Genomic DNA, 13,223 nt, shown 5'->3' with positions numbered 1-13,223 from the left:
GTCAGCTCCCCCCGAGACGGAAGAGGGAGCCCGCGGTGCGGATCATGATGCAGACGTCCTGCCAGAGCGACCAGCTGTCGATGTAGTGGTTGTCGAACCGGGCCCGGTCCTCGATGGAGGTGTCCCCGCGCAGCCCGTTGACCTGGGCCAGCCCGGTGATCCCGACGGGCATCCGGTGTCTGGCCAGGTAGCCGGGGTGCTGACCGGTGAACTTCGCTACGTAGTAAGGGCGTTCGGGCCGAGGGCCGACCAGGCTCATGTCGCCGCGCAGGACGTTCCACAGCTGCGGCAGTTCGTCGAGCGAGGTCCGGCGCAGCAGGTTGCCGACCGGGCTCATCCGGTCGTCGGCGGCGATGTTCCAGAGGGTGGCGGCCTCGTGCTCGTCGGCCGGGCGCAGCGTGCGGAACTTCAGCAGCGTGAAGGCGCGGCCGTCCAGCCCGATCCGCTCCTGCCGGAAGAGGACCCCCGGCCCGTCGGAGATCCGTACGGCCAGCGCGCACAGCCCGAGCACGGGCGCGGCGGCGAGCAGCGCGAGACAGGCCAGCGAGGCGTCGAGGGCCCGCTTGGCCCAGCGGTTGGCGGGGCGGCCGGGGACCGGCAGCGGCCGGACGGCGAACCCCCAGAGGTGGTCGGCCGCGACGTCCGGGCGGCCCGGACGGCCGGTGTCGACCTGCCACAGCTGCACCCCGTGCCCGGCGAGCAGCTGGACGAGCGCGGGCTCGTCGGCACCGCCCCTGGCCGGTCCGACGAAGAGCGCGTGGCCGACGGTGGTCTGCACGACGGCCCGGCCGATGTCCTCGTGCGTGGTCAGGACGGGCAGCGCCGGGGAATCGGCGTCGGACCCGGCGGTGGACCCGGTCTCCACCAGGCCCACCGGGCGCATCCCGTAGGCCGGGTGCGCGTACAGCGCCGCACCGATCTGCTGACCGGTGGCCCCACCGCCGACGATCAGCGTGGACCGGGTCCGGCGGGCGGCCGACCGGCGCAGGAGCCGGTGAACGCCGCCCCGGACCGCGACACCGAGGACGGTCTGCGCGACCACGGCGGCGGCCAGCACCCGCCAGTCCAGCGCACGCCAGGGCCCGGCGGCAGCGAGGCACGCCGCCGTGGCGCACCACAGGATCAGCGCATGACCGAGCAGCGCGGGCAGTTCGAGGAGGGCCGAGGGCGAGAGCCGCCGCAGATAGAGACCGCTGCGGCTGTGCAGGACCAGATGCAGGACCAGCAGCGGTACGAGCACCGGGGCCGGGAGCCGCAGCCCCGGCACGACGACGCTGGTGAGGACGAGCGCGAGGGCGTCCCCCGCGAGCAGCGGCACGGCGCCGCGCCGCCGCCGCAGCCGTCCCTGGCCCACCGGCCGGGTCCGCGGCCCGTCCGGGCTGCGCGGCGGATGGATCGCGGGGGCGAGCCGCTGCACGGCGGTCACCCCGCCGCCGCCCTGCCCCGGATGGGGAGCGTGTGCACTGTCCGTCGTCATCGGCTGATGCGCTCCCTCGTCGTGGATCGGTGCATCCCGCGGACAGGTCCCTGGTCCTGCCCATCCGGCCGGTCGGGTCCCAGAAGCCGGCCGTACAGCTCCGAGACGGCGGCGGCCGTGTCCCGCACGTCGAAGTTCGCCCGCGCGTGAGCCGCGGCCTGACGGCCCAGCGCGTCCCGCAGCCGTGGGTCGGCCAGCAGCTTCGTGACGGCACCGGCCAGCGCCCGCGGGTCGTCCGGCGGGACGAGCCCGTACCGGTCGTGCCCCGGCGGCAGGCTCTCCCGCGCGCCGTTCACATCGGAGAGCACGACGGGCCGCCCGCAGGCCATCGCTTCGAGCGGGGCCAGCGCCATGCCCTCCCAACGGGACGGCAGCACCACGACATCGGCGGCCCGCAGCCAGCCGCGCATCCCGTCGACGGCGCCCGCGAACAGCACCCCGGGCGGGGCGGTCCGGGCGAGCGCCTCCCGGTCGGGGCCGTCCCCGACGAACACCAGCCGGGCATCGGGCCTGGCCCGGACGATCTCGGGCCAGGCCCGCAGGAGTACGTCCTGGCCCTTCTGCCGGCAGAGCCGGCCGACACAGACCACGAGGGGGCCCGGCCCCGGGGCGACGGGCGGGGCGTGGGTGCCGTCGGCGCGGAACTCCCGCAGATCGACACCGTTGCGGATCACGGTCCACCGGGCGGCGATCCCGGCCGCCTCACCGGCCCGGCGCTCGGCCTCGCTGACACAGAGGACGCGCGCGGCCCACCGGGCCGCGTACCGCTCCCAGGCCAGCGCGAGCCGCGCGGTCCCCCCGCCCACCGCCTCGAACGACCAGGCGTGCGGCTGGAACACCGTCGGAATCCGCCCCCGCACGGCGAGCCGCGCGGCGAGACCGGCCTTGGAGCTGTGCGCGTGCACCACGTCCGGGCGGCTCGCACGGATCAGCCGGGCCGCCGAAGCGGTCTCGGCCACCAGCCCGGCCCCGGGCGCCCGCCCGGCCCGCCAGCTGTGCACCTCGGCACCCGCCCCGGTGAGCGCCGCCGTCAGACCGGCGCCCGGCGGGCAGGCCACCACGGCCCTGATCCCTTCGAGAACTTGCGCCCGGACCAGGTCGGTGACCACCCGGGCGACACCACCCTCCACCGGCTGGACGAGGTGAAAAACCGTCAGCCGGTGATTCGCGGAACTGTTTTCTGGCAGCACGTACGGCTCTCTTAGTGCCTGGCCCGGACACCGGGCTACCGGGGGGAGCGCGGAAGAACGGAGCTCAGCGCTGCGTATCCGCCTGCACGAAGAGCGCACCGAGAAAATACCCGCGCTTTTCGGCGGAGAAATGGAAATCCAAACGGTCTCCGCCCTGGGACAGGGCAGGCTTCAGATCGAATACATCGGAATCGTAGCCAAGGGTGTTCATATAAGCGGGTTGCCGCTTCGTCACCGGACGGCCGACATCGGTGACGGTGGAATTCATCACCTGGTCCTCCGGATCGGCCGCGTCACCGAGGGAGACCGTCGCGCGCCGGTCGGCGGCGACACGCAGCGCGTTGCCCCGCCCGGTGCGGTCGGCGTCGTACGCGACCACCCCCGCCCGGCCGGAGGCACCGGCCGGGATCCCGAGCCCGGTCAGGCCCACGGACAGGTCCTTGCGGGCCGCGCCGAGCGGTTCGAAGCCCTCCAGGACGGAGAGGTTCCGTTGCGGCTCGCTGTCGTTCTCGTACGCGACGACCAGCGTCCAGCCGCCCCACGCACCGACCGCCGAGTGGCCCCTGGCCACGTTGATCTGGGCCACGGTGTACGTGCCGGACCCGCTCCGGCGCACCAGCGGGGTGACATCGGCCGAGGCCTGGAAGGCGTCGCTGCCGTCGGCCGTGCGGTGCGCGATCCGGGTGTCGGCGAGCACCGCCTTGTACGCACCGCCCGGTTCGGCGATCAGCACCCGTCCGTTGTCCTTCGGCGGCTTCTGCTCACCGACCCGCAGATTCCCGCCCCAGTAGAGCCGGGCGTAACTGACCCGCGAACGATTCGGCAGTTCCAGGTCGGCGCGGCTGGAGTTGTAGGTGTCGGGGTCCTTGTCCACATCGATGTACAGCATGTCGAAATCACTGTTGGCACCCTGCGCGCCCGCCCGGACCTTCGCGCACGAGCGGGCCGCGGGAGCGAACGGGGCCGTACAGGTGATGGCGGAGTTGGCCACCCTGACGATTCCGCCGTGCTGCACGGAGTGATAGCGCTGCGCGAAGGGAATCACAGAGGATTCGCCCACCGATGCCCGCTCAGCGGAGGCGGCGGGCGCCGAGATAAACGTGGCGGAAAGCGCCACACATGAAAATACGCCCAGGGCATACGGCACAGCGAGACCCGTCGTTTTCCTCATGACTGGCTCTCCCGTTTCGATCAAAGCGACCAAGCAGGAGTGCACTTTGTCAGAAAGCCAGTTGGAAATCTTGACTGGACGCGCGCATACCACCGTACGGAGGAATCACCACAAGGCGGAAAAACCGACGGCGGGCCCCGCGCGCACGGGGCTCACTGGCGGACAACCCGTCACACCCGTTCACACCCGCGCGCTACGGCAATCGGGTGAAGGGGCGGAACCAAACTCCGCCCACGGAGTTGATCAGGCTGCTCCACTTCCGGGCAAAGATGCAGAAAAGGGACCACAGTGATCAAGAAGATTCTGGCTACCGCCGCTGTCACCGCCTCCATCGTGGGCGCCGGCGCGGCCCTGGCCCCGCAGGCCATGGCCATCGGCGACGGTGGCGGCACGAACTCCGCCAGCGGCAACGGCTCCTCGCAGACCTACGGCAACTCGGCCACCCACGGTGACATGAGCCCGCAGCTCAGCCTCGTCCAGGGCTCGCTCAACAAGCCCTGCATCGGCCTCCCGGCCAAGGTCAACGCCGGCTCGCTGATCGGCCTGATCCCGATCGCTGTCCAGGACATCCCGATCCTCTCCTCGCCGCAGAACCAGCAGTGCACCGAGAACTCCACCCAGGCCAAGGGTGACGAGCCGCTGTCGCACATCCTCGACTCGATCCCGGTCCTCTCGGGCAACGGTGCGGGCAACCGCTGATCAGCTCCGCTCCTCCACGTGGCCGCCGCAGACAGGACGTTGCGGCGGCCACGCGTGTGACCGCACCCTTCCGCCGCGGCCCCCTCCGCCGTACGTCCCGCGCTTCCCGTCCGCCGGTTCCACCCACCAGGGCGGCGCGGGGCGACCGGTGAATTGGACAGCGAATACCGGCGAATGCATTCGAGTGGCATACGGGCGACATACGGGTGACATTCGATCAGGAAGTCACCCCGGAGTTTCCTCAAGGTGCGCCGATCGTTACAAGTCCTGCAGCGGTGCTCATGAACAGGCAACTGGACACGCGTCGCGATGGTCGTGAATGCGGAAGACGCCGCTGCAGGAAGGTACGAAATGAAGCTCAAGAAGGCTGCGGTTCTCGCTGCCGGCGTCATGTTCGCCCTGGGTGCCGCTGCGCCCGCCATGGCCGACTCGGGTGCGGAGGGTGTGGCCGTCGGCTCGCCCGGCGTCCTCTCCGGCAACGTCATCCAGATTCCGATCCACGTCCCGGTCAACGTGTGCGGCAACAGCATCAACATCATCGGGCTGCTGAACCCGGCGTTCGGGAACACCTGCATCAACCGCTGATGCGCGTTCTCCCGCGAGGGTGAAACCCCGAAAGGGCCCCGAAGAGCGTCCCGATGCTCTTCGGGGCCCTTTCCTGTGCACGCCGCACCCGTGCGCCGTAAGGAAGTTGAAGAATGTGGCGCAGAAACGTTCGCCGCGCGGGGTTTCCCCTGTGGAAAGGGATCGTTAGGCAGTGCGACGGCGGCGCATCAGCATCTCCAGGATGGTGCCGCAGCCCGAGAGTCGTGGCTGTGAACAGCGCCGCTGGAGAAAGGTATCCGAAATGAAGTACTCAAAGGTTGCTGCGGTCGTTGCCGGTTCCGTGATGGCGATCGGCGCGGGTGCGGCGGCTGCTGCCCCCGCGTTCGCCGCGGAGGGCACGGCTCTGCCGCCCATGAGCCTCAACGGCGGCCTCGCACAGACCACGCAGGCGCTCCAGGGGCAGAACTCCCCGGTGTCCTCCGCCGCCGACGCCGCGAGCAGTCTGACGTCAGGCAAGGGCGACGCCCCCGGAAAGGTCCTGAAGACCGCCGGCCAGGTCGCCCCGATGCTGGGCGGCGTGAAGCTGGGCCAGAACGGCTCGAACTGATTCACCTTCCGGCCCACGGAAGTACGCCGGTTCCGGTTCACGGAAGTACGCCGGACAGGCCAGGTACGTCGCACCAGGCTCCGTGCCGCGAAAGTGGCGGTACCCGCACCAGCGGGTACCGCCACTTCTGCTGTCCGGTCCGGGACCGGCTCACCGCGCCAAGCGTCAGGCGTTGACGCAGGTGTTGCCGAACGCCGGGTTCAGCAGGCCGATCACGTTCACGGTGTTGCCGCAGAGGTTGATCGGGACGTGGACCGGAACCTGCACCAGGTTGCCGCTGACGACGCCCGGCGAACCGACGGCGGCACCCTCGGCACCGGAGTCGGCGAACGCGGAACCAGCGGCGGCACCGGCGGCGAGACCAGCGGTGGCCAGGACGAGAGCGGCCTTCTTGGCAGTGTTCATGGGAGTTGCACCTTCTGTTCGATGTTGTGCCCTGAATCAGGACCCACTCGCTTCGCAACGAGCGGCAGAGGCACACGACACGGCCTGCGGCCCCATCGGACCTGTTCAGCTCACGGCCGGATCGCCCGTACCGGCGCCTCCGTCAACCCGCCTCACACATTCCCGTGATCATCAAGCCATACGAGTGAAGGGGGAGAACCAATCACCGGTCCGGCAGTTGGTCAGAGCGCTCCGGAAGCGGGCACTCGTGCGACAACATAAGGACGCAAAATGATCAAGAAGGCTATGGCCGCTGCGGCGGTCACCCTTACCGTGGCGGGCGCAGGCGCGATGATGGCTCCGCAGGCCATGGCCATCGGGAACGACGGCGGCACCAACTCCCTCAGCGGGAACGGTTCCTCGCAGACCTACGGCAACTCCGAGACCCACGGCAACATGAGCCCGCAGATGGCGCTCATCCAGGGCTCGCTGAACAAGCCCTGCATCGGCCTCCCGGCCAAGGCCAACCTCGGCTCGCTGATCGGCGTGGTCCCGATCTCCGTCCAGGACATCCCGATCCTCTCCTCGCCGCAGAACCAGCAGTGCACCGAGAACTCCACCCAGGCCAAGGGCGACGAGCCGCTGTCGCACCTCCTGGACAACATCCCGGTCCTCTCGGGCAACGGCGTGGCCAACCACTGACGCCCGCTCCTCCGACTGCCTGGGCGCTCGCGTCCCTGGTGGAGCACTGAAGGGGTCCCGACAGCAGCGGAAGCTGCTTCGTCGGGGCCCCTTCACGTGTCCCGGGCCCGTCACACGCCCCCGCGGCGGAACAGCACCGCGTCGCCCCCGCCCCACGCCGGAACCGCCGCGTACCCCGGTACCGGCTCCGCCCGCTCCCCGCGCGTCTGGAGCCCGACGCACTCCGTCGCGTACCGCCCGGCGCCGTACAGCAGCCGCTCCTCGTGCCCGGGGGTCCGCAGCCGTACGAAGAGCCGCTCGCCCGGTGCGGTCACCGTGTCCCACAGCTCGTCGAGCCGGTGGCCGCCGTCCGGGCCCGCGCCGTCGCCCAGCGCGTACGGCAGCACGGCCCACGCCGGATCCGCCGCCGCACGCCGCAGCAGCTGCTCGCGCAGGCCGGGCAGCACCTCGAACGAGACGATGCGCCCGCGGTACCCGGCACGGCGCAGCCCCACCGCGTACGCACCGTCGTCCGCGCCCGCGTCGAGCACCAGGTCGACCTCGGCGTCGGTCAGCAGCTGGGCGAGCTCGCGGTACGGTCCTCGGCTCCCGTACGCCTCCTTCGCCGCCGCCCGCAGAAGGCGGGAGCTTCCCCGCAGCGCCGACAGGCCCCGCTGCCACCGCTGTCGCACCGGGAGGCGCGGCACACGGTCGCAGAGGACGTCGAAGGCCGTGCCGACGGCGAGGTACACGGCGGGGTGGGCTGCGGCGAGCCGGGTGGCGGTCCGGTGCTGTTCGGCGGTGTCGGGACCGCCGATCCAGACCAGTTGGGCTCCGCTGTCCCGGATCCGGGCGGCCAGCGCCGCCCGTTCGTCGGCGGTGAGTTCGCGGCCGGGCCCCGGCTCGGCGCCCGCGACGCAGGTCTCCGGGTAGCGGACCAGCAGCTCGGCGGTCAGCTGCTCCAGCGCCTCCCGGCCGGTGCCGGTGCCCGGGGGCGCGTCCGGGTCCGTCCCGCCGCCGAGCACGTAGTGCCGCAGGCCCTCCCTCCGGCCTGCCCGGACGGTGTCGAGCAGCAGGTCGGGCCCGTACACCCGCACCGGCGGCAGCGAGGGCCCGCGCCCGGCGATCCGCCCCGCCCAGGCCGCCCCCGGTCCGGCCGGGAGGTTGAGGGCGGCCGAGCGCAGGGTCCGGCGGAGTTCGGGGTCGCGGTCGGCACGTGCGAGGGTGTGCGTCCCGCAGAGGTGGACGTCGGCCCCCGCCCCGGACACCGCGAGCCGGACGACGGCCGCCGCAGCCGCTGCCGGGGCGAGCGGGGTCAGGGGGATTCCCGCGCAGCGGACGGTGGGGTACGGCCGGTCCTGTGGGGGGTTCGCCTCGTTCATGCGCCGCCCATCGGTTGCGGTATCGGGGTGATGCCGCGTGGGCATCGAGCTCGAACGATCCACAAGCTAGTTCGTTATGCACCACTATGCGGTGAGTAACACGAGGGGACGGACTGCGACCGGCGAGAACCCTGAGCGACGTAGATCACCGCCTGCTCGGGTATATCGCGGCGGAATAAGTGGGTACTCTCAGCACGGACTGCATTAAGTTACTGCTTAGTAATTTCAGAACTCCACCTCGCAGGCCCGAGGAGCCCCCATGCAACTCGCCGCGATCATTGTGTCGCTGGTACTCACCGTGGTCGGTGTCGCGCTGTTCGCCCGAGCCATCGCCCAGATCTACCGCTATGTGCGGCTCGGTCAGGATGTACCCGCGGGCACGCGCACCGACGAACCCGCCCAGCGCACGATCACGGTGGTCAAGGAGTTCCTCGGCCACACCCGCATGAACCGCTGGGGCATCGTCGGGTTCGCGCACTGGTTCGTCGCGATCGGCTTCTGCTCGCTCGTACTGACCCTGGTGAACGCCCTCGGCCAGCTCTTCAAGGCCGACTGGGTCCTGCCGGTCATCGGGCACTGGGTGCCGTACGAGATGTTCGTCGAGTTCATCGGCGTGATGACCACCCTGGGCATCCTCACGCTGATCGTGATCCGCCAGCTCTCGCTGCCGTCGCGGGCGGGCCGCAAGTCCCGGTTCGCGGGCTCGAACCTCGGCCAGGCGTACTTCGTCGAGGCCGTCATCCTCATCATCGGGCTGGCGATCTACTCGCTGCGTGGCCTGGAGGGCGCGCTGACGGGCGTGCACAGCTACGAGGCGGCCTACTTCCTCTCGTACCCGCTGGTCGCGGCGTTCCGCGGCGCCGACATCGGCACGCTGCAGAACATGGTCTACCTGACCGCCATGATCAAGATCGGGACGTCCTTCATCTGGATGATCACGGTCGCGCTCAAGACGGACATGGGCGTCGCCTGGCACCGCTTCCTCGCGTTCCCCAACATCTGGTTCAAGCGCGAGTCCGACGGCGGTGTCGCGCTCGGCGCCCTCCAGCCGATGACGTCGGCCGGCAAGGAGATCGACTTCGAGGACCCGGGCGACGACGACGTCTTCGGCGTCTCGCAGGTCGAGCACTTCTCGTGGAAGGGGCTGCTGGACTTCTCGACGTGTACGGAGTGCGGGCGCTGCCAGTCGCAGTGCCCGGCCTGGAACACCGGCAAGCCGCTCTCCCCGAAGCTGCTGATCATGTCGCTGCGCGACCACGCGCACGCCAAGGCCCCGTACCTCCTCGCGGGTGGCGGCAAGGACATGGAGGGCAACGAGCGGGCGACCCCCGAGCAGCTGGCCGACGTACCGGCGTCCGCCCTCGCCGAGGCCGAGCGCCCGCTGATCGGGACACTCGAGGAGAACGGTGTCATCGACCCGGACGTGCTGTGGTCCTGCACCACCTGCGGGGCATGCGTCGAGCAGTGCCCGGTCGACATCGAGCACATCGACCACATCGTCGACATGCGCCGCTACCAGGTGATGATCGAGTCCGCGTTCCCGTCCGAGGCGGGCACGATGCTCAAGAACCTGGAGAAGAAGGGCAACCCCTGGGGGCTCGCCAAGAAGCAGCGCGTGGAGTGGACCAAGGAGGTCGACTTCGAGGTCCCGATCGTCGGCAAGACCATCGAGGACCTCACCGAGGTCGAGTACCTCTACTGGGTCGGCTGCGCGGGCGCCCTGGAGGACCGGGCGAAGAAGACCACCAAGGCCTTCGCGGAGCTGCTGCACATCGCGGGCGTCAAGTTCGCGATCATGGGCGGCGACGAGAAGTGCACCGGTGACTCCGCCCGCCGCCTGGGCAACGAGCCGCTCTTCCAGCAGCTCGGCCAGGAGAACGTGGCCATGCTCAACATGGCGTACGGCGAGGACGACGAGGACGAGAGCACCAAGAAGCCGAAGGCGTCGAAGAAGATCGTCGCGACCTGCCCGCACTGCTTCAACACGATCGCGAACGAGTACCCGCAGCTGGGCGGCGAGTTCGAGGTCATCCACCACACGCAGCTGCTGCAGCACCTCATCGACGAGGGCAGACTGACCCCCGTCGCCCCGGTCGAGGGCCTCATCACGTACCACGACCCCTGCTACCTGGGCCGGCACAACAAGGTCTACACGCCGCCGCGCGAGATCATCGCGAAGGTGCCGGGCCTGCGCAGCGAGGAGATGCACCGGCACAAGGAACGCGGCTTCTGCTGCGGCGCCGGCGGTGCGCGGATGTGGATGGAAGAGCGCATCGGCAAGCGGATCAACAACGAACGCGTCGACGAGGCGTTGTCGTTGAACCCGGACATCGTCTCCACCGCCTGCCCCTTCTGCCTCGTCATGCTCACCGACTCCGTCAACGGCAAGAAGAACGACGGCAAGGCGAAGGAATCCCTCCAGGTCGTGGACGTCGCGCAGCTGCTGCTCGACTCCGTGAAGGTCCCGGCGGACCCGACCGACGAGGCCGTTTCCGAGGACGCGCCGGAGCCCGAACCGGCGAAGTAGCCGTACAGCGGCTTCACTTGCACGGCAACGCGACAGCGGCCGGATCCGCCTCGGGGGCGGGTCCGGCCGCTGTCGTATGCCGTGTCCCCGTACCTCGCGTCCCGTATCCCGTGCCTCGCGTCTCACGCACCAGGCAGCGCGCGCGGCCCGCCCCGCGCACCCCCCTCAAGCGTGTTCACCACCAGGTCACGCCAACAACACTTTTCCCACGCATCCCGTACAACCATTCGACCCCGCCAGAGGTCTCTTTTTCGCCGAACGCCCATGCCCCCAGGCGTGATTGCCGCAAACTGGGCAGAGAGTTCCGCGCCCCTTCCGACCGGGTGCCACCGGCACCCCGCACGGCGCAGGAGAAGAAACCCGTATGCATCAGCGCCTCCGTACCGCCCTCGCCACCGCGGCCACCGCCGCCCTGACCGGCGGTCTGCTCGTCGCAGGCGCGGCCGTCGCGACCGCCGCGCCCTCCGGGCTGCAGGGCGACTTCAACGGCGACGGCTACCGTGACCTCGCCATCGCCACCCCCCTGGCCGAGGTCAACGGCAAGGAGGACGCCGGTGGCGTCATCGTCGTGTACGGCACCGCCAAGGGGCTCGACCCCAGCCGTCGTACCTTCATCAGCCAGGACAGCCCGGGGGTCCCCGGCGCCGCGGAGGGGTGGGACGCATTCGGTACGGCCGTCGCCGCCGCCGACCTCAACCGGGACGGCTACAGCGATCTGGCGGTCTCCGCACCCCACGAGGCAACCGCCGCCGGCCAGGACGCGGGCACGGTCGTCATCATCTGGGGCGGCGCCAAGGGCCTCAGCGGCGGCGCAACCGTGGCGAATCCGGAGCCGCTGGCGGGCAGTTACTTCGGACTGAGTCTGGCAGCCGCCGACTTCACCGGCGACGGGAAGCCGGACCTCGCCGTCGGAGCGCAGAGTTCCGCCGACCCGTCCTGGAAGATCCGGCTGGCCCGGGGCCCGTTCACCACGTCCGGTGGTCACGGCAGCCTCAGCAGCTACGCCTCACCGGTCGACAAGCCCGAGCTCACCGCGGGCCTCGTCACCAAGGATGCCGCCGCCGACCTGGTCGTACAGGGCCAGAAGATCAACGGCGACACCCGTGGCTCGTCCGTCTTCTACAAGGGCGGCAGCACCGGTCTCGTCAAGGGCGCGACCCTCCCGCCGGGCACGAACGCGGCCATCGGGGACCTGGACAAGGACGGTTACGGCGACATCGCCATCGGCAACCCGGACGAGCCCGACACCGAGCCCAGTGGTTCCAAGGGCGGCGAGGTCGCCCTCGTCTACGGCGCGTCCGCGGGCCCCAGCGCCACCCGCCGGACCACTCTCACCCAGAGCAGCGCGGGCGTCCCGGGCGACAGCGAGTACGGGGACGGCTTCGGCGCCGCTGTTGCCATCGGCGACTTCGACAGGGACGGTTACGGCGACCTGGCGGCGGGCCTCCCCGGCGAGACCATCGGCTCCGACTACGACGGCCTCATGCGGACCGGCACGGTGATGCTGCTGCGCGGCTCGGCCAAGGGGGCCACCACCACGGGCGCCCGTGTCCTCAGCCAGAACACTGCGGGCGTGCCCGGCACGGCGGAGAGTGCGGATGCTTTCGGCTCACGGCTCTTCGCCTCCGACAACGACCGGGACGGTTACCCGGACCTGTCCGTCGTCGCGTCCCAGGAGAACGACGACGCGGGCGCCGTCACGTATCTGCGCGGCGCCGCCGGTACGGGATTCCCCGCAGCCGGATCGATCGGCTTCGGCCCCGGCTCGCTGGGCCGCCCGACCGCGTACAGCGACTTCGGCGAGCGAATCACCGGCTGACCGGCTCACCCGACCGACCACGGCCCGCCACCCGTCACGCCCGAGTGCCCTTCCTCCGGCGCCTGCACCACCACCACGTACCGACCGAACCAGGGAGAACTCCCGTGCACAGACAGCTCCGTACCGCCCTCGCCACCGCCACCGCCACCGTCTCCGCGTCCCACTGGGCTCCGATGACGATGTCGCCGTAGCCCGGCGTTCCCGGCTCGGGCGAGGCCGACGACATCTTCGGTTACGAGGTCACCCTCGGCGACATCAACGGCGACGGCATGGACGACCTGGCCGTCGGCGCCCCCGGCGAGGACCTGAACGGCATCGCCGACGCCGGCATGGTCACCGTCCTGTACGGCTCCACGACCGGCTTCGCCACCACCGGCGCCCAGTCCTTCGCCCAGGACAGCCCCGGTGTCCCCGGCGACAACGAGAAGGGCGACGGCTTCGGCGGCGACGTCTTCCTCTCCGACTCCGACAACGACGGCAAGGCCGACCTCACCGTCAGCTCCCCGTGGGAGAACAACAGCGACGGTTACGTCGTGACCTTCAACTCCAACGGCTCAAAGCTCGCCCCGACCGGCAAGGGCTACGGCCTGACCGCCACCAAGATCTCCACGGCGGGCACCCCGATGCTCGGTGCGGGCCTCACGGGCTGACCGCCAGGCGTCGTCGCACTCCCTTCGGGAAACCCCTTAGGGGATGTCACAGCTCGGCCGCAAAGCCGGGCCTGATCCACCAGGCCCGGC

At 70.5% G+C, this 13,223-nt stretch carries 12 protein-coding genes; 7 read left to right on the top strand and 5 right to left on the bottom strand.

The annotated features are described in order from the left end of the window. Position 1: 1 nt before the first annotated feature. The 3 genes from NBY69_RS20755 to NBY69_RS20745 all read right to left on the bottom strand — a co-directional run bounded on the left by NBY69_RS20755 (position 2) and on the right by NBY69_RS20745 (position 3,838). Complete coding sequence (locus NBY69_RS20755; RefSeq protein WP_250302543.1) at positions 2-1,477, bottom strand: exopolysaccharide biosynthesis polyprenyl glycosylphosphotransferase; 1,476 nt, start codon at positions 1,475-1,477, stop codon at positions 2-4. After that, positions 1,474-2,667: a glycosyltransferase gene (locus tag NBY69_RS20750; RefSeq protein WP_250302542.1), complete on the bottom strand. Its 1,194-nt coding sequence runs from the start codon at positions 2,665-2,667 to the stop codon at positions 1,474-1,476. The genes NBY69_RS20755 and NBY69_RS20750 overlap by 4 nt, the downstream gene beginning before the upstream one ends. A gap of 64 nt (positions 2,668-2,731) precedes the next feature. Then, on the bottom strand, positions 2,732-3,838 hold the full coding sequence (locus tag NBY69_RS20745; protein WP_250302541.1) for a DUF3344 domain-containing protein: 1,107 nt from the start codon (positions 3,836-3,838) through the stop codon (positions 2,732-2,734). A 288-nt stretch (positions 3,839-4,126) separates the two neighbouring features. On the opposite strand from NBY69_RS20745, the gene NBY69_RS20740 reads away from it, so the two are divergent. The 3 genes from NBY69_RS20740 to NBY69_RS20730 all read left to right on the top strand — a co-directional run bounded on the left by NBY69_RS20740 (position 4,127) and on the right by NBY69_RS20730 (position 5,690). Continuing rightward, positions 4,127-4,537 carry a rodlin gene (locus NBY69_RS20740; protein WP_250302540.1) on the top strand — a complete coding sequence of 137 codons (411 nt, stop codon included), beginning with the start codon at positions 4,127-4,129 and terminating at the stop codon, positions 4,535-4,537. A 351-nt stretch (positions 4,538-4,888) separates the two neighbouring features. Continuing rightward, a complete protein-coding gene (locus tag NBY69_RS20735; protein WP_250302539.1) occupies positions 4,889-5,122 on the top strand; it encodes a chaplin in 234 nt (77 codons plus the stop codon). A 262-nt stretch (positions 5,123-5,384) separates the two neighbouring features. Beyond that, on the top strand, positions 5,385-5,690 hold the full coding sequence (locus tag NBY69_RS20730) for a hypothetical protein (RefSeq protein WP_250302538.1): 306 nt from the start codon (positions 5,385-5,387) through the stop codon (positions 5,688-5,690). Positions 5,691-5,855: 165 nt separating this feature from the next. On the opposite strand, the gene NBY69_RS20725 is transcribed toward NBY69_RS20730, so the two are convergent. Then, on the bottom strand, positions 5,856-6,095 hold the full coding sequence (locus NBY69_RS20725) for a chaplin (RefSeq protein WP_250302537.1): 240 nt from the start codon (positions 6,093-6,095) through the stop codon (positions 5,856-5,858). 270 nt (positions 6,096-6,365) lie between these two features. Here NBY69_RS20725 and NBY69_RS20720 point away from each other — a divergent pair, with 270 nt between their 5' ends. After that, entirely contained in the window at positions 6,366-6,776 is a 411-nt protein-coding gene (locus tag NBY69_RS20720) for a rodlin (protein WP_250302536.1), read from the top strand. A 110-nt stretch (positions 6,777-6,886) separates the two neighbouring features. On the opposite strand, the gene NBY69_RS20715 is transcribed toward NBY69_RS20720, so the two are convergent. After that, a complete protein-coding gene (locus NBY69_RS20715) occupies positions 6,887-8,137 on the bottom strand; it encodes a WecB/TagA/CpsF family glycosyltransferase (RefSeq protein WP_250302535.1) in 1,251 nt (416 codons plus the stop codon). A gap of 259 nt (positions 8,138-8,396) precedes the next feature. Here NBY69_RS20715 and NBY69_RS20710 point away from each other — a divergent pair, with 259 nt between their 5' ends. The 3 genes from NBY69_RS20710 to NBY69_RS37395 all read left to right on the top strand — a co-directional run bounded on the left by NBY69_RS20710 (position 8,397) and on the right by NBY69_RS37395 (position 13,133). After that, complete coding sequence (locus tag NBY69_RS20710; RefSeq protein ID WP_250302534.1) at positions 8,397-10,664, top strand: (Fe-S)-binding protein; 2,268 nt, start codon at positions 8,397-8,399, stop codon at positions 10,662-10,664. Positions 10,665-11,028: 364 nt separating this feature from the next. Further along, entirely contained in the window at positions 11,029-12,483 is a 1,455-nt protein-coding gene (locus tag NBY69_RS20705) for an FG-GAP-like repeat-containing protein (RefSeq protein WP_250302533.1), read from the top strand. Positions 12,484-12,707: 224 nt separating this feature from the next. Beyond that, the gene (locus NBY69_RS37395) at positions 12,708-13,133 is read left to right on the top strand and encodes an FG-GAP repeat protein (RefSeq protein ID WP_284348771.1); all 426 of its coding nucleotides are present in this window, start codon (positions 12,708-12,710) and stop codon (positions 13,131-13,133) included. Positions 13,134-13,223 lie beyond the last annotated feature (90 nt).

Origin of the sequence: Streptomyces sp. A 4/2, assembly GCF_940670765.1 — a bacterium.
Taxonomy (GTDB): domain Bacteria; phylum Actinomycetota; class Actinomycetes; order Streptomycetales; family Streptomycetaceae; genus Streptomyces.
This window is presented reverse-complemented; position numbering and strand designations above follow the sequence as displayed.

Bases quoted from the DNA above. Each gene is read 5' to 3' on its own strand.
- NBY69_RS20710 (WP_250302534.1), top strand. From the start codon at position 8,397: ATGCAACTCGCCGCGATCATTGTGTCGCTGGTACTCACCGTGGTCGGT.
- NBY69_RS20725 (WP_250302537.1), bottom strand. From the start codon at position 6,095: ATGAACACTGCCAAGAAGGCCGCTCTCGTCCTGGCCACCGCTGGTCTC.
- NBY69_RS20735 (WP_250302539.1), top strand. From the start codon at position 4,889: ATGAAGCTCAAGAAGGCTGCGGTTCTCGCTGCCGGCGTCATGTTCGCC.
- NBY69_RS20715 (WP_250302535.1), bottom strand. From the start codon at position 8,137: ATGAACGAGGCGAACCCCCCACAGGACCGGCCGTACCCCACCGTCCGC.
- NBY69_RS20720 (WP_250302536.1), top strand. From the start codon at position 6,366: ATGATCAAGAAGGCTATGGCCGCTGCGGCGGTCACCCTTACCGTGGCG.
- NBY69_RS20730 (WP_250302538.1), top strand. From the start codon at position 5,385: ATGAAGTACTCAAAGGTTGCTGCGGTCGTTGCCGGTTCCGTGATGGCG.
- NBY69_RS20745 (WP_250302541.1), bottom strand. From the start codon at position 3,838: ATGAGGAAAACGACGGGTCTCGCTGTGCCGTATGCCCTGGGCGTATTT.
- NBY69_RS20705 (WP_250302533.1), top strand. From the start codon at position 11,029: ATGCATCAGCGCCTCCGTACCGCCCTCGCCACCGCGGCCACCGCCGCC.
- NBY69_RS20755 (WP_250302543.1), bottom strand. From the start codon at position 1,477: ATGACGACGGACAGTGCACACGCTCCCCATCCGGGGCAGGGCGGCGGC.